Origin of the sequence: Streptomyces sp. Edi4, from assembly GCF_040253615.1 — a bacterium.
Lineage (GTDB): Bacteria > Actinomycetota > Actinomycetes > Streptomycetales > Streptomycetaceae > Streptomyces.
In genome coordinates this window covers 6791209-6816086 of sequence record NZ_JBEJGY010000004.1, presented here as the reverse complement: position 1 = coordinate 6816086, position 24878 = coordinate 6791209, and the positions used below count along the sequence as shown (strand labels likewise).

The window sequence follows — 24878 nt, the reverse complement described above, 5'->3', positions numbered from 1 at the left end:
ACCCTCCCACGCCCTTTATACGGAGGTTTGCCCTCCTCCGCCGCTTGTACGGGTAGCGGGGCGGGCGGGTCAGTGGGCCGGGCGCGCCATGGCGGACAGTTCGGATTCCAGGCCCCGGCCCTTGGCGCGCACCAGCGCGTCGGCGACCTCCGCGAGTTTGCGGTTGGTGCGCTGGGAGATGGTGCGCAGGACGGCGAAGGCGGCGTCCGCCTCGCAGCCGAGTACGTGCATCACGATGCCGCTGGCCTGGTCGATGACCGGGCGTGAGCGCAGGGCCGCCTCCAGTTGTTCGACCTCGGCGAGGGCCGCATGGTAGCGGCGGTCGCGGACCAGGCCGGTCGTGGTCTCCTCGGCGAGGATGCCGACCGGGCCGCGCACGATGCCCTTGAGGGATCCGGGCCGGTAGCTGAAGAGGCTGACCGTGACCTCGATCCCGGACCGGCGGAAGGGGAGCGTGACGCCGGAGCGTACGCCGGAGTCGAGCGCCAGGGCGCGGTAGCCGGGCCAGCGGTCCTCGGTCAGCAGGTCCTCGGTGTCCACGGCTTCGCCCGCGTCGAGGGCGCTCGGGATGGGCCCGTCGCCGCAGGCGAGCTGGACGGCGGCGAGGGGGGCCAGGTCGGGGTGGGTGGCGGTGATGCGGCGTTCGGGCCCGCTGTCGGAGATGGTGGCGACCGCGCCACAGCAGGCAGGCGCACAGCGCATGGACTGTTCGGCGAGCCGGGAGAGCCGCCGGGCGGTCGTCGTGGTTTCCGGCTTCTGGCGTTCGGGCTCGGGCAGCATGGCGAAAGCCTCCTCGTGCTGCGGCTTCCCGGGCCCGGTCGCCCGAAACGGTACGCTCCCGCGCCCTGGGCCGACGGGCTAGCTTTCTCCCATGACGCAGGCGGAGGACGACTTCGGCGAGGAACTGGCGGACTTCGTCAGACGGGTGGGCGAGCTGCGCGCCGCACGCGCTCGCCCGGCCGGTGAACAATCGGTCATTCTGGACGCGGCACTGTTCGAACTCGAGCACGTGGCCGGGCTGTTGTGGCCGCGCTACGAACAAATGGCGGCCGGGTCGGCGGTTCCGTCGCCGGCGGAGCGGCAGGAGCGGCAGCTGCTCAAGGCGTTGTTCCAGCGGATGCCGTTGCCGGTGGCGCTGGTCGACCGGGAGACGGTCGTACGGCGTCTGAACTTCGCGGCGACCGGGCTCACCGGGGTCCGCGCCGGATACGCGACCGGCAGGCCGCTCGCGGCGCTGCTGACGCCGGGCGACCGGGCGGCGTTCAGGTCGCAGGCCGCAGCGGTGGCCAGGGGCGAGGGCGACCGGGGGCTCACCGTGCGCCTTCAACAGCGCCCCGACGAGCCGCTGTTGGCGACGCTCACCGTGCTACGGCCGCCGGACGAGCCGCGGCCCGCGGTGCTCGTGGTGTTCCAGGCGGGCAGCGCGCGGGGTTCGGGGGCCACTCCCCGGCCGCCCAGGGTCCCCGATCTCGCGGAGTCGACCCGGCACGCCGAACTCATGGACATGGTCGACACCATGGCGTCCACGCTGCTCCAACTCCCGCCCGGGGTAAGGACGTCGGTGCTCGCCGAAGCCGCCGGGGTGCTGTGCGGGCGCTTCGCCGACTGGATCGTGGCCGACCTGGTCGACGGCGGGCTGCGGCGTGTGACCTGCCTCGGCCCCTCGGATCCGGCCAGCGGCGCGCTGCTTCGGTCTATGGCCGAGCAGGACCCGGCCGACTGTCCGGTGGTGCTCGAGGCGGCGCGGGCCGGGAACGGTGCGCTCCAGGTCCAGCCCGAGGACGTCGAGGGCTTCGGGCACGACCCGTCGGGCACACCGATACTGGCCCGCGCCGAGGTGTCGTCCCTGATGTGTGTGCCACTGGGGGCGCCGGGACCGGTGACGGGGGTGTTGACGCTGTTCCGCACCGGCTCGGCGCGGCCGTTCTCCATGGCGGAAGGCCGGGCGATGGACGTGATGGCCCGTCATGTGGCGCTGGCTATGCGGCGTCCCGTGCCTGACGGGCCAACAACTCACTTGTCGCGACGCCCAGTTGACGGTACGGACGAGCGTCCCTGCGCGTCGGTGTCGCCTGCGGCGGCCTCGGGGACGGTTCCTGAGTCCTCGGTGCCGCCCCCTGCGGGCCCTCGGACACCGCCGGGGGCCTCGGAGCCGCGGCCGCCGTCAGCTTCGCCTTCGGCGTCGTCCTCGGGTTCCCGTCCGTCCACGCCTTCGGAGAGCGGCCGGTCGCCCTTACGGCCGGGCCCGCCCCAGCCACGTTCCGCGCCGGCCGACAAGGATCCTCACACGGACCCCGCGGGTGGTCCCGCTGGTCCTGGTCCCGCACGGGGTCCTGGTCCCGCAGGGCCTGGTCCCGCAGGGCCTGGTCCCGCAGGGCCTGGTCCCGCAGACGGCTGCAACAGTGTGTGATCAGCCGGGACACGTGCATCTGGGAGATGCCGAGGTCTTCGGCGATCCGGCGACCTGACGCAGGTCCTCCAGGGCCTCCCCGCGGTTGCGGAAGCGTCCGGCCGGCCGACGGGCGTGCCTCCCGACCCTGCTGGAGAACAGCAGGTTCCTGGCCGCCTGTCGTCGCCCCGGTGTTGTCCCCGCCGATGAAATCGAACGGGCCTGGCAGGAGGACGTCGACGGCGAGGAGCTGGCGCACCCCGAGTGGCGGCCGGCCGGCCGGGGACCGGGAGCCCGAGGAAGCCCGTCCGCCACTGATGGCCCTGTTGTGGGCGGGGCGACTGACCACGGACCTCGCGGCCAGTGGGGAGGCGGCGAGACGTTCACCCTCCGCCCCCCTCACCGGAGTGCCGGCCCCTCCTACCCGGCCAACCCGGCCGGTGCCCGCGGAGCCCGGATCAGGGCGGAGAGCGGTGCGCCCTTCGTCCCGTCCTCCGGGACCGGCGGACGGGATGTGCCCTTCGTCCCGTCCTCCGGGGCCGACGGCTTTGGTGCGATCACGCAGTTGGATTTGCCGGATTCCGCTTCACCGTTGATGGCGGTGACGCAGAATTCGTAATTCCAGGCGCCGGGGAAGAGGAAGGCGATCCCCCGGCTGGTCTCGCTGGTGATGTACTCGTCGGCCTTGAACCCGCTGCCGTCGTGCTTGGACCCGGTGCTGTCGTCGACGTTACGGACCCAGACGCGGTAACCGGCGGCCCACACGGACCCGTTCCACGACAACTGGACGGTAGTGGCGTCGGTGGAGGTGACCTTCAGATCGGTGGGCGCCGGAGGTGTGCCGGCCCCGTCGGTGACGGGCCGGGCGACGCCCGGCATACCGCCACCGGCGGCGTTCCAGGTGGCGACCGCGACGAGGTAATGGTGGCCTGGCTTCAGTCCGTCGATATGCACCGACTTTCCTCTGACCGCGGTGCTGTTGAGGAACGCGCCGGGGGTGTCCTTGTCCCAGGTGATGATCTCGTACCGGTCGACCGTGTCGGTGTACGGGCCGGTCGCCGCGTCCCAGGACACGTCGACGCCGGTGGCGGTGGCCCGGGTGACGATTCCCTCGGGAGCCGCGGCGGTTGTCGGGTGCGCGACACCACCGACCGTGTGGGACCACTCGGACTTCCCGTCCTCACCGTTGTCGGTACGGACCTGGTATTCCCACTCCCAGCCGTCAAGGGTCCAGGTGGTGTCGAAGCGGGCCGCTTTGACCGGTGTCTCGTCCCAGGTGCCGGAGCCCCTGATCCGGTGCCGGACGATGTATCCGTGGGCGCCGAAGACCGGCTCCCAGTACAGGGTGATGCCGCTCGGACCGGAGTTGATCTCCATCGCGCCCGGCGCGAGCGTCGGCCGGTCCGGGATGTGGGCGGGGATGTCGATCAGCTGGCTGCCGAGACCGTAGCTGTCGTGCAAGGTGCGCACGAATGCCTGGGCGATCTGGTACTCGCCCAGGGCGTTGGGGTGCAGCCCGTCGTAGCCGGCAGGGCAGTCATGCGTGTCGCAGCTGTAGTTGCCGGCCCAGTCGACCAGGGCCACGCGGGACTTGCCGTTGTTCCACGACGGGATCGCGGCCGCGAGCATGCTGTTGTACTTGGTGGTGTTGACGGGCAGGTCGTCCCGGCCGCCGATGAACGTCCGCTGGGGAACGTTGGCCACGGCGAAGTCGAGGTCCGGTTTGACGGCGCGGGCCTGGTCCACCAGCGTCCGCATACTGTCCAGCGTGCCTTCCGGGCCGCTGACGAACCAGCCCATGTCGTTGAAGCCGAGCCCGACCAGGAGCAGGTCGGGCTGGTACTTCGCCACCTGCTCGGCGATCAGCTTTTTGTCCTGCGCCGCCTGCCGGCCCCAGACCGAGAAGTGGTCGGGGTCGAAGTCCTTCGCGACCCCGGCGGCATACGCGCCCGAGGTGACGGGAGCGCTCTGTGCCGGTGGCGGGGCTTCCCCCTGCAACGGCGGCACGGGCGGGGGCTTGGGGGATTCCTGAGGACGGGTTCCCTGGTACGGACCGACGAAATCGACGTCGATGTGCTCCTTCTTGAACCATTCCCACAGGCGGTAACGCCAGGTCCAGTCACCTTCATAACCCTGGCTCATCGAATCGCCCACCACCATCACCTTCAGTGGCGCCTTCCCGTCGCCGGCGCGTGGTTCCGCGACCCAGTCCAAGACGATGGCCCAGCGGATGGCGTCCTCGAACGCCTCGGCGATCTTCTGGTTGCCGGAGTCGTTCGGAGTCAGGCCGTCACCGGACAGGTCCTCGGTGGTCATGGCGCCGGTGTCGGCCAGGACGACGTGCCGTCCCGCGCTCGCCCAGGCGCCGACCATCGTGCGGATCTCGGCGTTGTAGGCGGTGATCCGGGCTTGGACGGCGGGGTCGGTCGCGGGACCCAGGGTGGCGAGTGCCACGACCGTGCTCGGGTTGTCCTCCTCGATCTGGTCGACCAGGTCCTTCAGCCGCTGCGCGGCGCCGTCCTGCTTGCCGTCCCGCATGTCGTACGTGCCGGCCTGCAGCGTCACGATGTTGGGCCGGTACTTCGGCAGGGCGGTTGTGGACCGCTTGGCGATGGCGCTGATCTGCTCGCCGGGAGCGCCCTCGTAGGCGGGGTCCCCCTTCTGCCCCGTGGAGCCGGAGCCGACGAAGTCCACCGGAACGTCCCGCTTTTTGGAGACGAGCGAGATCAGGGCATAGAGCGAGCCGGCCAGCACGCCGCCGTAGCCGATCTTCTCAGCGGTGCCGAAGGTCGAGTCGCCCAGCGGCATCACCTTCAGTTCCGGCGGTTCCGCCGCCGCGCGCATGCCGTTCCACCACACGGGGTAGTGGTCGCTGCTGCCTCCGTTCATACGGCTCGCGGTGGCGCCGTCGGCGTTCCCGTCGGAACTGACGAAGTAGTCCAGTTCGTTGCCGCTCTGGTGGGTGGGAAGTCCGGAGTTGTAGACGCGGGCGCCGATCGGGAAGGTGCCGCGGCGTTGCAGCGTTCGCGGGTCGATGTTGAAATCGCCCCCGGCCGTCCAGCGGTACTGCGCGCCCCAGGAGCGGACGGAGTCGCGGATCGCCGTCAGCAGGGTGTTGGAGTCACCGCCGCCGCCCGACAGGCCGTGCACGTTGAAGTACCAGTCGTCTCCGAACCGGACGCCCAGCGCGGCCCGGCCCCGCTGGATCGGGTTGGTGACGACGCGTACCTCGTCGGGCTGGTCATGGGTGATGGTCGCCAGGTTCACCCGGCCGCCTTGGCCTCGGCCGCCGTTGTCGTCGGTCTGGATGAAGAAGACGTGGTACGGGCTGGGCTGCAGTCGGCTGCTGAACGGTTGCCAGGTCGAGTGCCGCACGGTGTCACCGTCCGCAGTGGTGACGTCCGGCTGTTGGGTGGCGTGGCTCGGGCCCTGGGGCCCGGCTTCCTGGATCAGGACGATCTCGGCGGACCTGGCGTATCCCTGGACCTGTGAGGACCACTTGCTGGCCGTCGCGTCGTCCTCGCCCTGGATGTTGTTGGTGATGATCGACGTCTGCCGTAACGGCGCCGCGGCGGCGGGGGAAGCTCCTGGTGCGACGACGAGTGCCGTCCCCAGAATCGACAGCGTTACCAGTGCCGCCCTGGGTCTGGTCACCAGGCCCAGCCGGGTCAGTGCACCGATGAGGTGTTTCTTCGATAAGTTCACCACAGCGAGTTTAATGGGCTCTGCATCTATGTGATCTGTGCGATAGAGCGGCCTACGGCATCTGCGGCATACGGCATCCACGGCGCACGGTCCACGCGCCCCGAAGCCACCGGCCGGAAGGCCCGGACCAGCACCCTCGAACAGCACGTCGTCGACCTGGAGGTCGTGCCCCAGGACCACGGCGACGATCTCAACGCCGCCCGGGCCACCAACCACGAGCTCATGGCCCAGCCCAACCGCCGCCCCGACCACTCCCCCAACTGAACAGGGCAACGGTCCGGCCGGCCGCTCGACGGCACCGGGCCCGCGGCCGCTGCGTCCTGTGTGCGGCAGCGCGAGCCCCCTCCGTGTGACTGCCCATCAGACCGCCTCATGCGGCGCCGACTTGATCTCGGGAGGCCGGGCCGCCCGCAGAGTCTGTGAAGGCCGAAAACGGACCACCCACCCATACCTCGATCGAGGGAACCAGGAGAGCGGAACCGGTCCCACCGCCGATCCCGACGCCGGTACCCGGCACCCGGCTCCGTGCCGAGGGCCACGACATCAAGGATGAGGACGTCGGTTTGGTCGTTCGCAGCGCGGAAGGCGACCTTGGGGAGGCGCAGGAAGTCGGTGGCCACCCGCGCGGCCACCTGCTCATCCCCGGCCAGATCGGGTGCGGCGGCTTCCGGTGGTGGCGCGGGAGCGTCCGTTCGGCAGGGTGAGCCTCGGCGATGTGGCCGACCCCCGGGCGGCGGGCTCCGCGCTGGTCGACATCAGCCGCGCCGCGCCGCACGACCGGCTGCCGGCGCCCACGCGTTTCCCGTACATCGCCCGCATCCTGACGAAGCATCAACGCGGGCGCGCGGGAGCATTCGGGCGTGCATTCGGAGTGCGGTGGACTTGCCCCAGGTGGGGCCGGTTGGGCGCCCGGTCGAATGCGGGCAGGTGCGGATGGAACGGAAGGGGGTCGGGTACCCGCGTGCCATGACGTACTCCACCTGGCACAAACGACTCGCCGCCCGGGACCGGGCGCTCTTCGACTTCGCCGCCGCCAGACACTGGCCGGCCGCCGAAGCCGTACTGCCACGGCTGAGCCGGGCCGCGAACCATGGGGTGCTCTGGTTCGCGGCTGCGTCCGCCCTGGGCGCGACCGGCTCGCCGCGCGCCCGGCGCGCCGCGGTGCGGGGCGTCGCCTCACTGGCGCTGGCCTCGCTGACCGTGAACACCGTGGCGAAGCATTCGGTGCGCCGGGAGCGTCCGCTGCTCGACGGGGTGCCGCTGGTACGCCAGTTGAAGCGCCGCCCGATCACGACGTCGTTTCCGTCCGGCCATTCCGCGTCCGCCGCCGCGTTCGTGACGGGTGTCGCCCTGGAGTCACCGTCCTTGGGCGCGCTCTTGGCGCCGGTCGGCTTCTCGGTGGCGGCGTCCCGCGTCTACACCGGAGTGCACTATCCGGGCGATGTGCTGGCGGGCGCGGCCCTGGGGGTGGGCGCGGCGTTCGCGATGCGCGGGCTCGTGCCGACCCGTGCGCAGCTTCCGCCACCCGGCCGTCCGCACGCCGATGCACCGGCGCTGCCCGAGGGCAAGGACGTGATGGTCGTCGTCAACCGCGAGTCTGGAAGCGCTCTCACGCGGGCCGCGCTGATCCGCGAGGGGCTGCCGCTCGCCGAGGTCGTCGAGTGCGACGCTGACGATCTGCCGTCGGCTCTGGAGAAGGCGGCCGGACGGGGTGCGGTGCTCGGTGTGTGTGGCGGTGAGCGCACGGTCAATCGGGCGGCGGTGGTCGCGGCCCGGGCCGGCGTACCGCTCGCCGTGTTCCCGGACGGCACCCTGAACCACTTCGCGCGTGACCTCGGCATCGAGGGGGTCCGGGACACCTGCCGGGCGCTGGCCTCTGGCGACGCGGTGCGGGTGGACCTCGGCCGGTTCGGGCCGGGCCCGGACGGCGCGGAGGCGGGTCGCTTCCCCAACACGTTCAACCTGGGCGTCCGCCCCGGGCTTGTGCGGCGGCGCGAACGCCGGTCGCCACGGATCGGCGGCTGGGCGGCAGGAGTTCGCGGAGCGCTCCAAGTGCTGCGCGGCGAGCGGCCGTTGAGGGAGGACACGCAGGGCAGCCGAGGCGAGCTGACGCTGGACAAGCTACCCGAGGCGCTGACCGTGTACCGTCCGTCGGCTCGCGCTTGAGGGAGTCGGGGGTCGCGCAAGGGCGCGCGTGGGAGCCGGAGCGGTGTTTCGCTCCGGCCCCCTTGCCGCCTTACCCCATTGCCGTCTTGCCGTCTTGCCGTCTCCGGTCAGGCTCCATCCCTGGGGAGGAGCGGGCCGAGCGGGCCGAGGTCGATGTTGAGGTCTTCCGGGCGCAGCCCGAACTTGGACCTCAGTTCGGCCATCCTGTCCTCCAGGAGCATGAGCGTGAGCCCGATGCGCTCCTCCTGGTCCTCGGTGAGCGCGCCGGTCTCGACTCGGCGCAGGGCCTGGCGTTCCATGAGCTGGCGCAGCAGCTCGACGACCGTCAGGACGAGCCGGGCGAGATCGCGCTCCACGGTCTCGGGCTCGAGCTCCACCCGCCGCCGCGCCTTCCCCTCGCCGCCGCCGTCCCGCACGTCCGCGCCGCGTGCGTCGTCCCCGGTACCTGCGTCATCCGCCACGCGTGCGCCGTCCGTGCTCTTCGCTCCGCGCGCATCATCCGTACCGCGTACGTCATCCGTGGCCCGCGTACCGCGCCGCGTGTCGCCCAGCGCACCGTCCGCGCCGTCCGCGCCGTCCGCGCCGGTCAGGATGTCCAGCGCTTCCAAGGCGCCCGTGGGCGTGAGGTCCGTCGTGTCCATTACGTCGTCGCCTCCTCGAAGTCGTCGAAAGGTGAGGGGACGTCGGCGCTGACGGAGCTGATCAGCGCGTTGAGGTCGATGCGGACGAGGTCGACGTCCGCGATGCGCAGCGTGAGGTCGCCGGTGATGACCACGCCGCCGGCGAGCAGCCGGTCGAGCAGGTCGACGAGGGCGACCTCGCGCTGCGCGAGGGCTCCTTCGCCGTCCCTCACAGCTGCGCCTCCTGGCCGTCGTCCGGGCCGCCCGCGAAGGAGTACGGCGCCCAGGGGCCGGTCAGCTCCACGCGTACGCCCTCGTCGCCCGGGGTGCGTTCGCGCACCGCCGCGACGAACTCCTCGCTGCGTTCGCGCGGCACCAGGTAGGCGGCGTTGAGAACGTTCTCACCGGACTTGCCCGAGAGCTGGCCGCTCTGGGGGCGGTGCAGGCGTCCGGCTTCGGCGCGCTCGCACAGGTCGGCGTGCAGGGCCCGTGAGAGCGCTCCCGCGCGCCGCCAGGTGTCGTCGCGGGACTGCCGCTGGCCGAGCCGGCGGCGCAGATAGTCGCGCCCGCTGGCCGCCTTCGCCTCGGGCTCCGGCGCCGGTGGCTGGGCCTGCGCGTACACCTTGACGCCCCATTCGACCCGGCCGTCGAGGCGTTCGATGGTCGGTACGAAGCGGGCGCGGCCGGAGTCGATCAGGCGCCGGACACCGCTCTCGTCGCGGCATACGGTCGCGAGCCTCAGCGGCACCGGGCAGGTGACCGCGGCGAGCGCGGCGATCACCGCCTCGTGGGCGCGGGCGGTCGCGGCGAGCCAGTCGAGGTCTTCCAGGCGCGCGCGGAGCGGGGCCGCGTCGAACTCCTCGGCGGGCACCCGGCTCACCGCCGCGCACAGCCCGTCGTGTTCGATCACCCGGGGCGGCCGGCCGTCGAGTCCGCGCACCCCCTCGGGAAGCTCCCCGGAGAAGGGGCGGGTGACGGCGTACACATACAGCAGCTCGTTGTCATTCATCGGTCACCGCCCTTGGCTCCTTCTCCGCGCCCGCCTCGGCCTGTGGGGAGCGGGCCGCCTCCAGCGCGGCGAGCCGTGCCTTCAACTCCTCGTTCTCACGGGCGAGTTCGCGTCGCCGGGCACCGGTGGACAGGGAGGGGTCGTCCTCCCACCAGTCGATGCCCATCTCCTTCGCCTTGTCGATCGAGGCGACGACGAGACGCAGTTTGATGGTGAGGAGTTCTATGTCGAGGAGGTTGATGCGGATGTCCCCGGCTATGACGATTCCCTTGTCGAGGACGCGTTCGAGAATGTCTGCGAGGTTGGCGCCGCCGCCGTCGGACGGGTAGGCGTCGGGGAATCGTGCCGGGGTCGCCATCAGTTCCTCCCGAAATCGGATGCGGCGCGCGCGGGGTGCTCAAGCCGGTCGAGGAGTTCGTCCTCGCGGCGGTCGAACTCTGCCTCGTCGATCTCGCCCTCCATCAATTGCTTTTCCAGCTGGGCGAGTTCACGTCGCACGGTCGCCGGGTCGTAGTACTGCCGCTCCGCTTCCGCGGCGACCTGTCCGAGCACCCAGAAGGTGCCTCGGACGGGCGCCGCGGGAAGCAGCAGCAGCTCCTTCAGGAGGCCCACTGGTTCACCCCGTGAAGCTGTAGGGGGGCAGCGGGCCGTGCACCTGGACCACCAGGTGGGGCGCCTGGGCGCGCACGCGGTCCACGGTCGCGATGAATTCGTCGGCGCTTTCGCGCGGCACGAGGAAGGAGATGTTGGCCAGCCAGCCGGTGGACTGCGGTCCCGGGCACTGCTCCTCGGCGGCGTCCCGCAGGGCCTGCTCCACGAGGGCGGCGTCGGTCCTCTCGCGCTGCTGCACGGCGGCGGCGATGCGTTCGCCGAGCCGGAGCTTGTCCTCGTAGGTGCCGCCGCCAGACTTCCGGTTGGCTTCGCTCAGCGCCCTCAACTCGGCGTTGTCCGCGAGGACTTGATGCAGAACGGCTTCCTCGTCGTGGGTCGCCTTGACGTTGTACTCGACCTTGCCGTCGAGCGCCTGGAGCCGTTCGAGGTAGCGTTCCTCGTGTTCGGCGAGCACGGCCCGTACGGCTTCGTCGTCGGTGGACACCCCGCCGAACCGCATGGGCAGCACGGGACCGCCCGCGCCCGCCTCGGCGAGCACGTTCTGGTGGGCGAGCAGGTCGCGCCGCTTGGGCTTGAGCTCTTCGGGGGCGTCGCTGACGAGCGCCACGAGTTCACCCTGCTCGACGGTGCGCACGGGGCGCGGCGGGTCGCCGATGCCGCCCATCTGCTCGGGGAGCCGTCCGTGGCCCCGGCGCGCGATTCCGTAGACGTACGTGGTCATTCCTGCTCCTCCTTACGGCGCGAGGTGGTACGCCGGGCCCGGGGCTTGGTTTCGCGCTCACCGTCGTCGCGTGCCTCCTTGAAGGCATCGGAGATGGTCTGCGCGGCGCCTGAGAGCGCTCCCTTGGTCTTGCCGCGGGCGCCGGACTCGGTGACGTCGCCGACGAGGTCGGGAAGGCCGGGGTTGCGGTGCGGGCCGGCCTCCAGGTCGAGGCGGTTGCACGCTTCGGCGAAGCGCAGGTAGGTGTCGACGCTGGCGACCACGACCCGTATGTCGATCTTCAGGATTTCGATGCCGACCAGGGAGACACGTACGAACGCGTCGATCACGAGTCCTCGGTCGAGCACCAGCTCCAGGACGTCATAGAGACCACTGGTGCCGCCGCTGCCGCCTTGCTGTGCCGGGACAACCGTCATGGTGTCCGGGCCTCCTTACGTGTAGTCCGACTGTCTTCTGTCAGGTGGTGCCTGTCGTCCGTCTTCTGTCGGGTGGTGCCGCTCGTCCGGATGCCGGTGCGGGTGCGTGAGCCGGCGCGGGTGCCGGTGTCGGTGCGGATGCCGGTGCCGGTACCGATGCCGGTGCGGATGCTGTCCGGCGTCCTGGGGCCGACTGCGCCGCGTGAGCGCCGGGGGCCCTTGACCATCTGCCCCGCCCGCCGGGCGGTGGCCCCTGTGAGCCTCGCCACCCTCCGGGACGGGCGGACGGTTCGTGCATGGCGGACGGTTCGTGTATGGGGGACGAATCGTGCGTCGCGGATATTTCGCGCGTCCTGCGCATGTTCGCGGTCATGTGTTCTTGTCGGCCCGGCCGCGTTCGTATCGGCGCAGCCGTTGGTAGCCGGTGAGGTCGCCGTGCGAGTCGAGCTCGACTTCGTAGGAGGCCAGAAGGCTCATCGTGTCCGGGACCCGCGAGAGTTCCAGGACCTCGATCTTCAGCAGCCAGCCGTCGTCGGTGCGCTCGAAGGACGAGACGGATTCGGCGGGCATGCCGATGAGCTCGGCCAGCTGGGCGCGAGCGCCCCGCAGAACCTCCACCGCGCTCGGAAGGCCGTCGTCCTCACGGGATTTCGGGGCGGTCTTGGCCGCCGTTCTGGATGTCGTCTTCTCCGGGTTCTCGGATTTCTCAGTCATGTCACCTCGCGTTCTAGGCCTTTCGGGTAGCCGCGACGGGCCAGCTCAAACCCCCTGTGGGTGGTCCGGCCGCCGCTTGGGGGTGTCGGGCGGGAAGTTGGGGGGCGCCACGACGGGGGCGCCCGGCGGCACGCCCGGCTCAAGGGGCGGCGTCACGTGGGCGCCGGCGTCGGGGACCTCGCGGCCTGAGAGCGCTCTCCGGCTGTCACGGGCCGCCTTGTTCAGGAGGACGGCGGCCCCGAGCAGCAGCGTGGCGACGATCAGCGCGGCCGCCCAGTAGGGCAGTGCCAGGGCGAGCGCCAGGAGCAGGAACGCGGTGAGCGCGGCGCCTCCGTAGAGCGCGGCCGCACCCGCGCCCGCGTACATCCGCGCGGTGCGGCGGTGTTCGCGGGTCTGCTCGCGCAGCTCGTCCCTGATGGCGTCCCGGACAGCCTGGGAAAGCTGCTGCGGCACGTGGGGCGGGTTCGTTTCCATGGGCGACCGAGTACCCGTGGGGGTCGGAGCCAGTCCCCTGCGGGCGGGCGACGGGCACCACCCGCCCGTTCACATCTCAAGACGGGTATCTCATAATCTGGCCAGCCCTCTTAAAGTGGGCTCACCAGCAGGGCAGTTCAGGCAGTTCAGGCAGTTCAGGCAGTTCACCGAAAGGGAGTCCGTCCATGTCACAGGAGACGTCTCGGGTCACGCCGGGCGAGAGCGCGGTCTACACCCACGGCCACCACGAGTCCGTGCTGCGGTCCCACACCTGGCGTACCGCCGCCAACTCGGCCGCGTACCTCATCGGTGAACTGAAGCCGCACATGCGGATCCTGGACATCGGCTGCGGTCCCGGCACCATCTCCGCCGACCTGGCCGCGCTGGTCCCGGACGGGCACGTGACGGCGGTCGACCACGCGCCGGGCATCGTTGAGCAGGCGCGCGCCTACGCGGCGGAACGCGGTCAGGAGAACATGTCGTTCGCCGTCGCCGACGTCCACGCGCTGGACTTCCCCGACGACACGTTCTGCGTCGTCCACGCCCACCAGGTGCTCCAGCACGTCGGTGACCCGGTGCGGGCGCTGCGCGAGATGCGCCGCGTCACCAAGCCGGGAGGGATCATCGCGGTGCGCGACAGTGACTACAAGGCGTTCGCCTGGTATCCCGAACTGCCCGCTCTGGACAGCTGGTTGGATCTGTATCACCGCGTGGCACGCGCCAATGGGGGCGAGCCGGACGCGGGGCGGCGCCTGAAGTCCTGGGCGCTGGCCGCGGGTTGCGTGGACGTCCGGGCGTCGGCGAGCACCTGGTGCTTCGCCACCGCCGAGGAGCGCGCCTGGTGGGGCGGTCTGTGGGCGGACCGTACGGTCGCGTCCTCGTACGCGGACCTGGCGGTCGAGGGCGGCCACGCCACGGTCGAGGAACTGGCCACGATCGCCGAGGCCTGGCGGGCGTGGGGGGCCCAGGACGACGCGTGGTTCATGACCCCGCACGGGGAGATCACCTGCCGGGTGTGAGTGGGGGCGGGCGCCGGCCCCGCCGGGTTCCGGCGCCCGAAGCGTTCGCCCGGGCCGCCGTCCACCCCGGGCCGCCGTCCGGCCCGGGCCGTCGTCCCGTTCGCGTCGGCGGGATCGGCTGTCGTGGGCGATCTCCGCCAACTAGGCTGCGGCGCATGGAAATTCTGGGGACCACGCTGCGTGTCTGCGTCGACGACCTGGAGAGCGCGATCGTCTTCTACGAGCGCGTCACCGGCAGTCAGGCGCACCGTTTCGACCGGGGCGGGGTATCGGTCGCCGCCGTCGGCGCCTTCCTGCTGATGAGCGGGCCCGAGGCGGAACTCGATGTGCTGCGCAAGGTGGCCGCGACGGTCGCCGTCGACGACATCGACGAGGCGCACGCCACGCTCACCGCTGCGGGCGCCCACATCGTCGCCGGCCCGGTCGCGACTCCGGCGGGCCGCAATCTGATCGCCCTGCACCCCGATGGTTCGGTCTACGAGTACGTCGACCGCAAACCGGCGCGCTGAGACTGAGCTTGCTTCTTGTGGTTCGTGCGCTTTGAGCGGACTGGAGCACGGGCCGACGTCATCCGGGCCCTGGCCGGTCTGCCGCCCGCCAATGAGCCGAGCACCATGTCAGAAGGGGAATCCCCCATCCGACCTGCCCCCTCGGCGCGCAGCGCGTCGGCAGCGAAACGGTTTCGCCTCGGCCTGGTTTCGAACTTCGCCCAGTTCGCGGCACGGCGGCCCATGGCCGTACGGGCCGTGGCGGGGCGGGGCGGTTGTCAGACGAAGAAGGCGTTCATCCCCGGCACATCGGAGAGATAGGTCTCGATACTCGCGATCTTTCCGTCGCGCAGTCGGCAGGCCGTCGTCAGGTGTTCGTCCAGCACGGCGTCCTTCCGGTGCGCGGTGTTGTGCAGCGAGAGCGCCATGTTCTCCCTGCTGACCAGAACGTGCAGCAGCTCGAAGTTGAGGCCGTACGAAGCGATCCGCTGAGCGCGCTCCACCACTGCGTCGGCGCCTTTCGCTGTGCCGGAGATGGTGTTGTCGCCGGGCAGGGTCCAGGTGGCGTCGTCATGCAGCACGGCCCGGATGCCCTCCCAGTCGCCTGAGACGAGGGCCTGGTGGAAGGTGCGCCCGAGGGCGAGGGCGGCTTCGTGGGTGGTCATGGCATTCCCTTCGAAGAACACTAAAGCGATGATCTCCGCTTTAGTCTTTGGTGTCGACTGTAGGCACAGGCCCACTAAGGCGCAAGCCTTTGCTTTAGAGTGGAGGGGTGAACGCTGACGCATCGACGAAGCGGCCCGGCGGCCGCAGTAGCCGCGTCCGTGCCGACGTACACAGCGCCGTGGTCGCGCTGGTGGGCGAGCGCGGCGCCGACCAGGTGACCCTCCCCGCTGTGGCCAAGCGCGCCGGGGTCAACTCCAGTACTCTCTACCGGCGTTGGGGTACGCTCGCCGCGCTCATGGCCGACGTCGCCGAGCACCGCGATGATGCCGGCGCGCCCCCGCTCGTCGGCGACCTGCGCACCGACCTGGAGCGTCAGGCGGCCTGGACGCTGACAGAGCTCGCCCGGCCCGGCGGCATCGCGTTCTTCCGTGCCGAAGTCGCGCCCGACATCGATGAGCGGCACGCAGGACTGCGGGAGTGTCTGCGCCGGGTCAGCGCGCGCTTCAGTCCCGTTCTCGACGCGGCCCGGGAGCGCGGCGACGCGCCCCCGCCCCCGTCTCTGGAGCAGATTCTGGATCGGATCGTCGCGCCGCTCTACTTCCGGGTGGTCTTCTCGATCCCCGGTACGGATGAGGCATATGTCCGCGGGCTCGTAGCGGCACTTCTCGCCGAGCCCCGCGGGTGAGTGAGCTTGGCGACGCGTTGTTCGAGGCCGGGTTGTGTGGAGCGAGCTCAGTCTCCGCAGCTTTCGTCTATGGCGGGCATCGGACTTCCGCCCGGATGCCATCTGCTGCGGAACCCGCTCTGCCGACTGACGTCGACGACTTCGATGCGTGCCCCAATGCTGTCCATGCGGTGATAGGCGAACGGACGGCCGTAGGGGCAACCCGAGAAGTCCGTGGGCATGCCTTGCTCCACCAGACGTCGGGAGCCTTGCCGGACGTCGCTGGACCAGAAACCGATGTGATCGAACCTGGCTCCCCCCGACGCGTCCCAGGGACTGCCCGCAGGCCCCTCGATGAGCTCGATGAACGGCGGCCCGCCCGCGCTGAAGACGATGCGGTAGTCCCATTCGCCGAGCCGGTCGGTCACAGGTGCACTCCACTCGACCCCAGCCGAACGCCGAAAGTCCTGCATCGCTCGCTCGATGTCCGCGACCACGAAGCACACGTGATAGAAGGCAGTCATCTGCCCATGATCGTGCCCCCCGTCCCAGCGGCACAGGGGATGAAAGACAAGCTGAGCGGCGGGCCCTAAACCGTCGCGCCGTTGAGGACCGCGCGGGCCACGGTGGCGCGGGGCGGGGCCAGTTCGGTGGCGATGGCGGCGGAGCGCCGTGCGTCGACGACGACCGCCGCCGTCTGCGGTGACCCGGCGGTGATCAGGTGGCGGCGCAGATGCGTGGGCGGGTGGGTGGAGTCGACGCTGTGGCCACACAGCGCCGCGAGGCGGCGAAGCCGCTCGTATTCGCGTTCGGGGACGGTGGCGGCGCGCTCGGCGATCCGCTCCCACAGGCCATCGGCCGTGACCCCCGGCCCGGCGGCGCCGGTCTTCGTCCGCGCGCGGACGGACTCCGTGTGCAGCGCTCCGGTGACGGAAGCGCCGATGAGCAGCCGGTCCACCGGGGCGGCGGCCGCTTCGGACGAGCCGACCCGTGCCGCGGCCCGGTCGGCGAGGTATTGGCCCCGCTGCGTAGCGCGCAGGGTGAGCCCGTCCAGGAGCAGGGTGAGGCCATTTTGGCAACGGCGCGCTCTAACCCGTCACGTCGGGGCTACTCCTCGGGGCGCATCCGGTACTGGTAGCGGTCGGGAAGCGGGTCGTCGGTCAGGCGGGACCACAGGTCGTTCAGGGTCTCGGCGCCCTCGCGCAGGTCGGGCACGTCGAAGCCCGCGTCGAAAAGGGCCCGGGCGGCCTCCGGGCGACCCTCCACCAGGAGGAGTTGGGCCTCCAGGAGGCGGAACCTGCCGCGTGCGCGCACGGCGGGGCGAAGCCGGTCCCAGATGGCGCGGGCGTCGGCGGGGCGCTCCACCGCGAGCAGTGCTTCCATCGCCTCGCGGCCGAGTGCCGCGTCGGCCGCCGTCCACGGCTCGCCGTCCCCGCGCTCCTGGCAGAAGTCGTCGTAGGCGTCCGCGTAGCGGTCGGCGGCGCGGCTCGGGTGACCCATGGACTGGTCGGCGACCGCGAGGCAGCGCAGCAGGGGCCAGCGGGAGGGGGCGAGGGTGAGGCCTCGCTCCCAGCTGCGCACCGCCTGGGCCCGGTCCCCCGCGTGCCATTGCGCGATGCCGAGGTGGTATTCGGTGAGCGGGTCGGCGGGCGCCGTCTCCAGCATGTCGCGCCAGTGCGGGGCGACGAGGGTGGGCCCGGGCGGGGCGACCTCGCACGGTTCGGGGAACACCCCGGTGCGCAGCAACCCCAGCCATGGCAGCTGTTCTTGAGTGAGTGTCAGATCCGGGAAGGGAGTGCCGGGCAGCTTCACTTCCGTACGCAGGACTTCAAGGGCGCCCCAGCCCGATCCGGTGGCCAGGCTTTCGCCGGGCTCGGCGTCGGCGAACGGGCGCCAGGCGGCGTAGGCCCGCTCCACGGCGGCTCGCGGCAGCGCCCGCTCCAGTTGGCCCTCGGTCTCGGCGCGTGCGGCCGCCCAGTCCTCACCGTGCACCAGCGCCGCGTCGGCGGTCAGCGGACCGTACGCCTCGAGCCAGGAGAACTCGGCGCCTGCCTCCAGCGGCACATGCTCCAACTGTGTGCGGGACAGGCCGGCCTGGATCTCGGCGTACCCGGCGGTGCCGGGCTCGGTCAGCCATTCCTGCCAGCGGCGCCCGCCCCGGCCCGAGCCCCACAGGAACAGCTTGCGGCCGCGCAGGGTGTCCGTGGAGGTCTGGACGAGGCCGTGGCCGTCGGCGTCGAGCGAGGCGATCCAGCGGCGGGCGCCGTCGGGGACCTCGTAGAAGTAGTCGGCGGGGTGTTCGCCGCGCAGCGGATAGGTGCGGTCCACACCGTCCCAGACGGGCACGGGCACCCGGCGCAGCGCGTGCTCGTATCCGAAGTGCCAGGCCTCGTCGGCGGGGGCGAGCACGCGGGTGCGCTCGCCCTCCTCGACCGCGATGTTCGACCACCAGTAGACGGGCGCGGTCCGCTCGTGCGGGTTGCGGACGCGGACGCCCACGTACAGGAAGTCGCTGTCGTCGGGGAGCCAGAGGTCGACCTGGAAGGGGAGGTCGCGCAGCCGCTCCCACTCCCACAGGCGCACCATCCGCCCGCCGTCGGGCGCGGGGACGAGGGCCGCGTGCAGGGGGGCGCAGGAGAGGGTGGTGTGGCCGGTGGCGCCGATGTTCCACTCGATGCCACCGGAGAACCACGCGCCGTTCAGGGCGAAGTCGGCGGGCTGTAACACCGGGTTGGCGTACAGGAGTTCACGGTTGGTCGGCTTGTGGAACAGGGAGTGCACGCGGCCACCGAGGCCTGGCAGGACGGTGGCGCGCAGATGGTCGTTCTCGATGACGATCGTGTCCAGGTCGACCGGGGTCCGCTCGCGCCCGTATCCGTCGAGGATCCGCACCGGCAGCAGCGTCTCCAGCGGCTCGTATCCGATCTGGCGGGCCATGTCGCGGGGCAGCCCGTCGAGTGCCCGCTCGTCGAGCCGGTGCGCCTCGTCGCGCGGGCGCAGCGCGGGCAGGGGGTTGGCCTGGCCCAACGGGGCGCCGGGCAGGGTCAGTACGGCTCGTCGCACGGTCGTGGCCAAGGCAACCTCACTCCCTCGTACGGGGCTTCGGCGCCATTTTCGGCCGACCCCCCCGATGACCATGGAACACCGCGCCACTGACAACGGCCAGGGGCACCTCGGGTCAGGATTGCGCAAAGCCGCCCTGACCTGCACGGACCTGGCCTGCGCCGATCCACCCTGCACCGGCCTGCCCTGGCCTGCCCCCGCCCTGCTCCGACCCGCACGGCGGGGAGGGCCGCACGCCCGGGAGGCCGCACGCCCGGGAGGCCGCACGCCGGGAAGGCCGCACGCCGTGCGCGGCCCGGACGGGGGGCACGATCCGGGCGGCGTGCGCAGTGCGGCGTATATCGATCGACACGTTCCGCTCCCCTGGGCGAGGATCTCCCCGACGGGCAGACGGCGCGTGCTGTACGGGCAGTACGGGCCTTGGGAAAGGACAGCGGGACATGGGCGAGCAGCACACCTACCGGGTGATCGTGCGCGGCGTGTGGGACGGACTGAGCGCGGACTCGCGGGCGCGGCTGCTGGCCGAGGCCGACGAGCACGGGCTGACCGCGATGGCGTTCACGCCGGAGGGCTCGCTCGCCTACGACCGCGCCCTGAAGCACTTCTCGTGGCGTTTCACCGTCGTCTCCGACGCCGCCGACGGCGAGGAGATGGCCGCCGCGATCGCCGAGGACAGGGCGGAGTCCGCGCTGTCGGCGCTCGGCCACGGGTTCCGCGACCTGCGCTCGACGGTGACGGACCTCGACACCATGAAGATCAACTACAAGGGCGGCCGGCGCTAGCGGACCGGGCAGGCGTCATCGGGGGTCCGCGGTGGGCGCCGGCTCCGCGTCCCACCGCGTCATCTCCTTCGTGATCGCCCAGCGTTCGTGGTCGCGCCAGGCGCCGTCGATGAAGAGGAAGTCCGGCGAGTAGCCCTCCAGACGGAAGCCGGCGCGGCGGACCAGGTTGACCGAACTCTCGTTGCGGGGCTGGATGTTCGCCTCAAGACGGTGCAGTCCGAGTCCGGTGAAAGCGTGGCGCAGGACGAGGGCCAGGCCCTCGCTCATCAGGCCGCGCCCGGCCGCCGGGGCGAAGGCGCCGTAGCCGATCGCGCCGCACTGGAAGGCGCCTTCCACCACGTTGTTGATGTTGATGAATCCGGCGATGCGGCCACTGTCGCGCTCACACACCAGAAAGCCGTGGCGGGACGGATCGTCGATGAGCCGGTCCGCGTAGGTGGCGTATGCCTCGAGGTCGGCGGGCGGGAAGAGCCAGGGGGCGTGCAGGGCCCGGCTCGCCGCCGCGAGCGCGGTGAACTCCCCGGCGTCTTCGCGGGTGAGGGTGCGTATGCCCACGCGGGGGCCTTCGGCGAGAAAGCCGGACTCGGTTCGCATCGGGTCAGGTTACTGATCTACGAACGGGCGGCGCCCGGGGGGCAGTTCTCGGTCTTCTTGACCACGCCGACGCTGACGCGGGTGCGGGCGGCGAGCGGCGCGCCCGGAGCGGGACTCTGGCGGCACACCTTCCAGTTGAACGGCCACAGCACGCCGCGGTGCCCGCCGCCGATGTCCTCCACCTCCAGTCTCGTTCTGGCGTCGAGTGTGTTGAAGACCTGGAGCAGGCCCTGGCCGACGAACGCCGGCATGCGTGCGGGGCGCTCGGGTGTTCCGGCGTCCTCGGCGAGGGCGGCGCCCGTCGTCAGGGCAGTCGCGAGGACGACGCCGGCCGTCACCGTGGCGGCGCGGGCCCGCATCCGCATCCGCGTACGCGCCCGTGCCCGGGTCCGCGCCCGTGCCCGGGTCCGGGTCCGGGTCCGGGTCCGGGTCCGGGTCCGGGTCCGGGTCCGGGTCCGGGTCCGGGTCCGGGTCCGGGTCCGGGTCCGGGTCCGGGTCCGGGTCCCGGGTCCGGGTCCCGGCCCCTGCCCCTGCCCCTGCCCCCGCTCTTACGCTCATCGGCGTCCCCGCCTCCTGAGGAAGTAGCCGCAGCACAGGCCCACCACGAACACGGCAAGCAGGGCGAGGTACAGCGGCATGGTGACCTCGGGGATCAGCAGCCTGATCTTGACGTGCCGGGTGTTCTCGAAGATGAAGACGAGCGCCAGGACACCGAGGATCAGGACCGCCACCCTGCCCGGCGTCACGAGGCCGCCCGCCCTGCCACCCGTACCGCTGGACTCGCCCCTTGGGCTCATGACCCGGCCCTTCCGTTCGGCCGCACGTGGTGCGCCGTCAGCTCCGTAGCGCCCAGCGTGACGGATGCGCCGCACGGGAGTGCGGTGGAGCGAGCCGTACGGGTGAGCGGGACCTCTGGGCGGCTGAAGGATGCGCGGCACCCGGGACGGACAGCCGTGGGCCCGCCTTGTCAGACAAGTAGGGGCCGGGCATGCTGGCCTTCCGGCACGTCGAGGGGTGGAGTTCATGGCAGGGAGCGGGCAGCGGCTCAGGCCGGTCGTGGCGCTGTACGAGCGGATCGCGGACGCCATCCACGACGGCACCTATCCCCCGGGGTCCACGCTGCCGTCGGAGCCGAGGCTCGCGGGTGAGCTCGGGGTGAGCCGGCCCGCCCTGCGCGAGGCGCTGCTGCTGCTCCAGGAGGACGGGTTGCTGTCAGTGCGGCGGGGGGTCGGCCGCACCGTCAACGACCGGCCGCCCCGGCGCGGCTTCGAGCAGCTGGGGCCGCTGGAGGACCTGCTGGGTCCTGTGAGGGTGTCTGCGCTGCTGCGCAGCCGGGAGGAGCCGACCGACTTCACGGCCCAGCATCTGCTCGCGCCCGCCGGGGCCGAGCTGCGTTTTTGGGAGTCCGTGCTGGTCGGGGCGGATCTGGCGGTGGCGCTCAGCCATGAGTGGGCGGCCCCCGAGGACGTCCTCGCGCGGCTGCACCCCGCGTTCGGTCAGGCTCTGGCGGCCGAGCCCGCGTCCTCGATGCTCACCGTGCTCGCCGCCTCATCGCGCGGGGTGCGCCTTGGCGCGGTGAGCCAGATCAGCGCGACCCTGCTCGGGCGGCGCAGGGGTGAGCAGCTGGACCGGCCGGCGGACACCCCCGCGGTGCTGGTCACCCAGGTGGTGCGGGTCGAGGGGGTCCCGGTGATGGCCGCCAAGCACATGCTGCCGACCGGGGCCCCGGCGCTCACGGTTCTCCAGTCGCTCTAGGCACCGGCCGGGTGGCGCTCCGGCACGCTGTACACTCCCGCCTCATGCACTTGTCAGACAACTCCGCCGCCGCCTCCTCGGCCGTTCCCGCCGAGTGGATCCGCCGCGCCCCCAAGGCCGTCCTCCACGACCACCTCGACGGTGGCCTGCGCCCCGCCACCATCGTCGAGCTGGCCCACGCGTGCGGCTACACCGCGCTGCCCACCGAGGACCCGGTCGAGCTCGGGCTCTGGTTCCGCGACGCCGCCGACTCCGGCTCCCTGGAGCGCTACCTGGAGACGTTCGCGCACACCTGCGCGGTGATGCAGACCCGCGACGCGCTGCGCCGCGTCGCCGCCGAGTGCGCCGAGGACCTGGCCGCTGACGGAGTCGTCTACGCGGAGGTGCGCTACGCGCCCGAGCAGCACCTGGAAGGGGGCCTCGGCCTCGACGAGGTCGTGGACGCCGTCAATGAGGGTCTGCGCGAGGGCGAGCGCCGCACCGGTGGGAAGATCACGGTGCGGGCGCTGCTCACCGGCATGCGGCACACCCGGCGCTCCCTGGAGATAGCCGAACTCACCGTCGCGCACCGCGACCGCGGCGTGGCGGGCTTCGACATCGCGGGCGGCGAGATCGGCAACCCGCCGGCCGCGCACCTGCCGGCCTTCCAGCACCTCAAGCGCGCCAACTGCCACATCACCATCCACGCCGGTGAGGCCGTGGGCGCGGAGTCGGTGCACGAGGCGGTCCAGGTGTGCGGCGCCGAGCGCATCGGTCACGGCGTGCGGATCACCGACGACATCGCCGCCGACGGCACCCTCGGTCATCTGGCCGCGTACGTGCGGGACAATCGGATTCCCCTGGAGGTCTGCCCGACCTCCAACCTCCAGACGGGGGCGGCGCTTTCGTATGAGAAGCACCCCATCGACGAGTTGCGCCGGCTCGGCTTCACGGTGACCCTCAACACCGACAACCGCCTGGTGTCCGGCACGACCATGAGCGAGGAGTTCCAGCACATGGCGGACGCCTTCGGTTACGGCCCGGAGGTCTTCGAGGAGTTCACCGTCGCCGCCGTCGACGCGGCGTTTTTGCCGCTGCCCGAGCGCCGTCGCATCATCGAGGAGATCGTGCGTCCCGGTTACGCGGCTCTCAGTTCAACCGCCCGCTGACGATGGGCAGTTGGAGCGTCCCCGTGTCGCCGGGGGCGCTCACGACAGTCACCGGCTTGACGCCCTTGTTGCCGAGGTAGGCGTCGTCACTCGCGGCGATCGCGAATTCGAGGCGGTGCCCGGCCTCGTAGCGGTGGGCGATGCCGGGCAGGGCGACGGTGAAGGGCTTGCTGACGTCGGGCACCCGCACAGGGGCGATCAGACGGCGCACCAGCGTCTTGGTGCCGTCGGGCGCCACGTCGTACAGCTTGGCGAACAGGACCAGCTTGTCGGCGGCGTCCTTGGACCTCTGTGTCCTTCTCGCCTCCGGTGAGGAGACCTTCAGGGTGGCCTTCGCCGAGCCGACCACGTCCACGGGCGCCGTCAGCGGGGCGGTGTCCCAGCCGAGGTAGGTGCCGGGCGTGTCGTAGGGCGCGGGGTCGGGCAGGCCGACCATGCCGGCCAGCGAGCTCTCCGAATGGCTGGTCGGGACAACGGCGTTGGTGTACGCACGGCTGCCACGCGCCACCTTCGCCCGGTTGTCGACGAGTTTGCCGTCGCCGGAGAGGTACACCTTCTGCGACAGGGGCGGCACCTTTGACGCCTCGCCGTAGCCGCTCTGCCAGTCGCGGTAGTAGGCGAACGCGGGGCCGGTGTCGGTGTGCTTGCGCCCGCGCAGGTAGCGGTCGAACCAGGACAGGATCCGCCGGCCGGTGTAGCTGGTCTCCACGTTCCCCTGCGCCAGGTCGAGTTCACCGGGCACATGGCCGCCGCTGTGTCCCCAGGACTGCCAGATCATCTTGGTGGGGGTGCCGTTGTCCTTCAGCGTGTTGTACGTGGCCGTCGCCTCGTTGAGGTTGAACAGGGTGTCGCTCTGGCCCTGGATGAGGAGCGTGGGCGCCTCGACCCGGTCGAGGTAGGTGACCGGGGAGACGCCGCGGGCGTAGCGCAGCATGGCGGCGGTGGGGGCGGCGGGGTAGCTGCCGGAGTTGAGCAGGCCGATGGTCTGGCACGCGTCGGGGACGAAGTGCGTGCAGCCGAGCGTGCCCCAGCGGGACGGGTCCAGGTTGGGCGCCGTGATGGGCAGGCGCTCCCCTATGAGGTAGAAGCCGTTGGTCCACTGCCATTTGAAGGCGCCGGGCACCTTGCGGTCGGCGACGTTGTTGGGGTCCAGCGCGTACGACAGGTCGTGCCAGGTGATCATGGGGACGAGCGCGTCGACGCGGTGATCGACGGCGGCCGTCGCCAGTTGGACCGCGCCGCCGTAGGAGCCGCCGATCATGCCGACGCGCGGGTCGCCCGGGCGGTCCTTGGTGACGAAGTCGATACGGGTGCCGTCGTCGGCGGCGCGGGTACCGGCGAGGAAGTCGATGAGGCCGGACGCGGCGCGGCCGTCGATGGCCGGGGCGTCCAGGGAGATGAGGCAGCCCGACTTGCCGAAGCCGAGCCCGGAGTAGGCGAGGGTCACATAGCCACGGGCCGCGAACGCCTTGGCGGTGGCGTTGGTGGAGCCGTCGGACTTGCTGCCGCCGAAGCCGTTGGTGGTGAGCACGGCGGGCGCCGGGTGGGCCTTGTCGACGCCGGCGGGGCGGTAGAGGTCGGCGTCGACGGCGCAGGTACCGCCGCCCGCGCGGACCGTGAACTTCAGTGCGGTGACCGTGACTTGCCCTGCTGCTGCGCCGCTCGCCGTGGCGGGGGCGGTCGCGAGCAGCGGCACGGCGAGCGCCGCGCCGAGGACGGCCGCCAGGGGCTTGCGGTTTCTGGGCACGGCAGGGCGACGGGTCACGGTGTCCTCCACGGCGAGCGGGCCTACCGATCGGTAGGCCCGGCGCCCTCATGCTCGGACACGTCAAACTCGTGCGTCAACGCCCGGGACGCAAGGTTCTTGCCCGGC

At 71.5% G+C, this 24878-nt stretch carries 26 protein-coding genes and 3 pseudogenes; 9 read left to right on the top strand and 20 right to left on the bottom strand.

Features of this window, described 5'->3' with window-relative positions; translation table 11 throughout:
• Positions 1 to 69: 69 nt before the first annotated feature.
• Positions 70 to 780: an ANTAR domain-containing response regulator gene (locus ABR738_RS32710; RefSeq protein WP_350233540.1), complete on the bottom strand. Its 711-nt coding sequence runs from the start codon at positions 778 to 780 to the stop codon at positions 70 to 72.
• Between the two features lie 91 nt (positions 781 to 871).
• Here ABR738_RS32710 and ABR738_RS32705 point away from each other — a divergent pair.
• Positions 872 to 1396: pseudogene (locus ABR738_RS32705) on the top strand (PAS domain-containing protein); the annotation flags it as partial.
• Between the two features lie 964 nt (positions 1397 to 2360).
• Here the strand turns inward: ABR738_RS32705 and ABR738_RS32700 are convergent.
• A pseudogene (locus ABR738_RS32700) lies at positions 2361 to 2459 on the bottom strand (sigma factor-like helix-turn-helix DNA-binding protein); the annotation flags it as partial.
• A gap of 350 nt (positions 2460 to 2809) precedes the next feature.
• Entirely contained in the window at positions 2810 to 6094 is a 3285-nt protein-coding gene (locus tag ABR738_RS32695) for a GDSL-type esterase/lipase family protein (RefSeq protein WP_350233539.1), read from the bottom strand.
• A 30-nt stretch (positions 6095 to 6124) separates the two neighbouring features.
• Here ABR738_RS32695 and ABR738_RS32690 point away from each other — a divergent pair, with 30 nt between their 5' ends.
• Positions 6125 to 6358: a hypothetical protein gene (locus ABR738_RS32690; protein WP_350233538.1), complete on the top strand. Its 234-nt coding sequence runs from the start codon at positions 6125 to 6127 to the stop codon at positions 6356 to 6358.
• A 702-nt stretch (positions 6359 to 7060) separates the two neighbouring features.
• Positions 7061 to 8209, top strand: a pseudogene (locus tag ABR738_RS32680) (bifunctional phosphatase PAP2/diacylglycerol kinase family protein); the annotation flags it as partial.
• A gap of 158 nt (positions 8210 to 8367) precedes the next feature.
• On the opposite strand, the gene ABR738_RS32675 reads toward ABR738_RS32680, so the two are convergent.
• From ABR738_RS32675 to ABR738_RS32635, 9 genes are all read right to left on the bottom strand, one after another.
• The gene (locus ABR738_RS32675) at positions 8368 to 8676 is read right to left on the bottom strand and encodes a gas vesicle protein K (RefSeq protein ID WP_350234843.1); all 309 of its coding nucleotides are present in this window, start codon (positions 8674 to 8676) and stop codon (positions 8368 to 8370) included.
• A 224-nt stretch (positions 8677 to 8900) separates the two neighbouring features.
• The gene (locus ABR738_RS32670; protein ID WP_350233537.1) at positions 8901 to 9113 is read right to left on the bottom strand and encodes a gas vesicle protein; all 213 of its coding nucleotides are present in this window, start codon (positions 9111 to 9113) and stop codon (positions 8901 to 8903) included.
• Positions 9110 to 9889, bottom strand: coding sequence for a GvpL/GvpF family gas vesicle protein (locus ABR738_RS32665; protein ID WP_350233536.1), 780 nt, complete (start codon positions 9887 to 9889; stop codon positions 9110 to 9112). Before ABR738_RS32665 ends, ABR738_RS32670 begins: the two co-directional genes overlap by 4 nt.
• On the bottom strand, positions 9882 to 10247 hold the full coding sequence (locus ABR738_RS32660; RefSeq protein WP_350233535.1) for a gas vesicle protein: 366 nt from the start codon (positions 10245 to 10247) through the stop codon (positions 9882 to 9884). The genes ABR738_RS32665 and ABR738_RS32660 overlap by 8 nt, the downstream gene beginning before the upstream one ends.
• A complete protein-coding gene (locus tag ABR738_RS32655; protein ID WP_350233534.1) occupies positions 10247 to 10501 on the bottom strand; it encodes a gas vesicle protein GvpG in 255 nt (84 codons plus the stop codon). The genes ABR738_RS32660 and ABR738_RS32655 overlap by 1 nt, the downstream gene beginning before the upstream one ends.
• A 4-nt stretch (positions 10502 to 10505) precedes the next feature.
• On the bottom strand, positions 10506 to 11222 hold the full coding sequence (locus tag ABR738_RS32650) for a GvpL/GvpF family gas vesicle protein (RefSeq protein WP_350233533.1): 717 nt from the start codon (positions 11220 to 11222) through the stop codon (positions 10506 to 10508).
• The gene (locus ABR738_RS32645; RefSeq protein WP_350233532.1) at positions 11219 to 11638 is read right to left on the bottom strand and encodes a gas vesicle structural protein GvpA; all 420 of its coding nucleotides are present in this window, start codon (positions 11636 to 11638) and stop codon (positions 11219 to 11221) included. The genes ABR738_RS32650 and ABR738_RS32645 overlap by 4 nt, the downstream gene beginning before the upstream one ends.
• Positions 11639 to 12007: 369 nt before the next feature.
• Positions 12008 to 12352, bottom strand: a complete 345-nt coding sequence (locus ABR738_RS32640) for a gas vesicle protein GvpO (protein ID WP_350233531.1) — start codon at positions 12350 to 12352, stop codon at positions 12008 to 12010.
• Between the two features lie 45 nt (positions 12353 to 12397).
• The gene (locus tag ABR738_RS32635) at positions 12398 to 12826 is read right to left on the bottom strand and encodes a phage holin family protein (protein WP_350233530.1); all 429 of its coding nucleotides are present in this window, start codon (positions 12824 to 12826) and stop codon (positions 12398 to 12400) included.
• Between the two features lie 185 nt (positions 12827 to 13011).
• On the opposite strand from ABR738_RS32635, the gene ABR738_RS32630 reads away from it, so the two are divergent.
• A complete protein-coding gene (locus ABR738_RS32630) occupies positions 13012 to 13845 on the top strand; it encodes a class I SAM-dependent methyltransferase (RefSeq protein WP_350233529.1) in 834 nt (277 codons plus the stop codon).
• A gap of 155 nt (positions 13846 to 14000) precedes the next feature.
• Positions 14001 to 14354 (top strand): VOC family protein, encoded by a 354-nt coding sequence (locus ABR738_RS32625; protein WP_350233528.1) that lies wholly within the window; start codon positions 14001 to 14003, stop codon positions 14352 to 14354.
• A 257-nt stretch (positions 14355 to 14611) separates the two neighbouring features.
• Here the strand turns inward: ABR738_RS32625 and ABR738_RS32620 are convergent, their stop codons facing one another.
• Positions 14612 to 14998 carry a nuclear transport factor 2 family protein gene (locus tag ABR738_RS32620; protein ID WP_350233527.1) on the bottom strand — a complete coding sequence of 129 codons (387 nt, stop codon included), beginning with the start codon at positions 14996 to 14998 and terminating at the stop codon, positions 14612 to 14614.
• A gap of 107 nt (positions 14999 to 15105) precedes the next feature.
• Between ABR738_RS32620 and ABR738_RS32615 the strand changes: the two genes are divergently transcribed.
• Positions 15106 to 15684 carry a TetR/AcrR family transcriptional regulator gene (locus ABR738_RS32615; RefSeq protein ID WP_350233526.1) on the top strand — a complete coding sequence of 193 codons (579 nt, stop codon included), beginning with the start codon at positions 15106 to 15108 and terminating at the stop codon, positions 15682 to 15684.
• A 47-nt stretch (positions 15685 to 15731) separates the two neighbouring features.
• Here ABR738_RS32615 and ABR738_RS32610 read toward each other — a convergent pair whose 3' ends face one another.
• The 3 genes from ABR738_RS32610 to ABR738_RS32600 form a co-directional block, all read right to left on the bottom strand.
• Positions 15732 to 16187 carry a VOC family protein gene (locus ABR738_RS32610; RefSeq protein WP_350233525.1) on the bottom strand — a complete coding sequence of 152 codons (456 nt, stop codon included), beginning with the start codon at positions 16185 to 16187 and terminating at the stop codon, positions 15732 to 15734.
• Between the two features lie 65 nt (positions 16188 to 16252).
• Positions 16253 to 16621, bottom strand: a complete 369-nt coding sequence (locus ABR738_RS32605; RefSeq protein ID WP_350233524.1) for a hypothetical protein — start codon at positions 16619 to 16621, stop codon at positions 16253 to 16255.
• A 149-nt stretch (positions 16622 to 16770) separates the two neighbouring features.
• A complete protein-coding gene (locus ABR738_RS32600; RefSeq protein WP_350233523.1) occupies positions 16771 to 18738 on the bottom strand; it encodes a DUF5107 domain-containing protein in 1968 nt (655 codons plus the stop codon).
• Positions 18739 to 19166: 428 nt separating this feature from the next.
• On the opposite strand from ABR738_RS32600, the gene ABR738_RS32595 reads away from it, so the two are divergent.
• Positions 19167 to 19508 carry a DUF6204 family protein gene (locus ABR738_RS32595; RefSeq protein WP_350233522.1) on the top strand — a complete coding sequence of 114 codons (342 nt, stop codon included), beginning with the start codon at positions 19167 to 19169 and terminating at the stop codon, positions 19506 to 19508.
• Positions 19509 to 19523: 15 nt separating this feature from the next.
• Here the strand turns inward: ABR738_RS32595 and ABR738_RS32590 are convergent, their stop codons facing one another.
• From ABR738_RS32590 to ABR738_RS32580, 3 genes are all read right to left on the bottom strand, one after another.
• Positions 19524 to 20102 carry a GNAT family N-acetyltransferase gene (locus ABR738_RS32590; RefSeq protein ID WP_350233521.1) on the bottom strand — a complete coding sequence of 193 codons (579 nt, stop codon included), beginning with the start codon at positions 20100 to 20102 and terminating at the stop codon, positions 19524 to 19526.
• A gap of 17 nt (positions 20103 to 20119) precedes the next feature.
• Positions 20120 to 20461, bottom strand: coding sequence for a hypothetical protein (locus ABR738_RS32585; protein ID WP_350233520.1), 342 nt, complete (start codon positions 20459 to 20461; stop codon positions 20120 to 20122).
• A 195-nt stretch (positions 20462 to 20656) separates the two neighbouring features.
• Complete coding sequence (locus ABR738_RS32580) at positions 20657 to 20899, bottom strand: LapA family protein (RefSeq protein WP_350233519.1); 243 nt, start codon at positions 20897 to 20899, stop codon at positions 20657 to 20659.
• Between the two features lie 226 nt (positions 20900 to 21125).
• On the opposite strand from ABR738_RS32580, the gene ABR738_RS32575 reads away from it, so the two are divergent.
• Both ABR738_RS32575 and ABR738_RS32570 read left to right on the top strand, forming a co-directional pair.
• On the top strand, positions 21126 to 21857 hold the full coding sequence (locus ABR738_RS32575) for a GntR family transcriptional regulator (RefSeq protein WP_350233518.1): 732 nt from the start codon (positions 21126 to 21128) through the stop codon (positions 21855 to 21857).
• A gap of 44 nt (positions 21858 to 21901) precedes the next feature.
• Positions 21902 to 23005 (top strand): adenosine deaminase, encoded by a 1104-nt coding sequence (locus ABR738_RS32570; RefSeq protein ID WP_350233517.1) that lies wholly within the window; start codon positions 21902 to 21904, stop codon positions 23003 to 23005.
• Here the strand turns inward: ABR738_RS32570 and ABR738_RS32565 are convergent.
• Positions 22986 to 24770 carry a CocE/NonD family hydrolase gene (locus ABR738_RS32565; RefSeq protein ID WP_350233516.1) on the bottom strand — a complete coding sequence of 595 codons (1785 nt, stop codon included), beginning with the start codon at positions 24768 to 24770 and terminating at the stop codon, positions 22986 to 22988. The two genes, ABR738_RS32570 and ABR738_RS32565, sit on opposite strands and share 20 nt — an antisense overlap.
• Between the last annotated feature and the right edge of the window lie 108 nt (positions 24771 to 24878).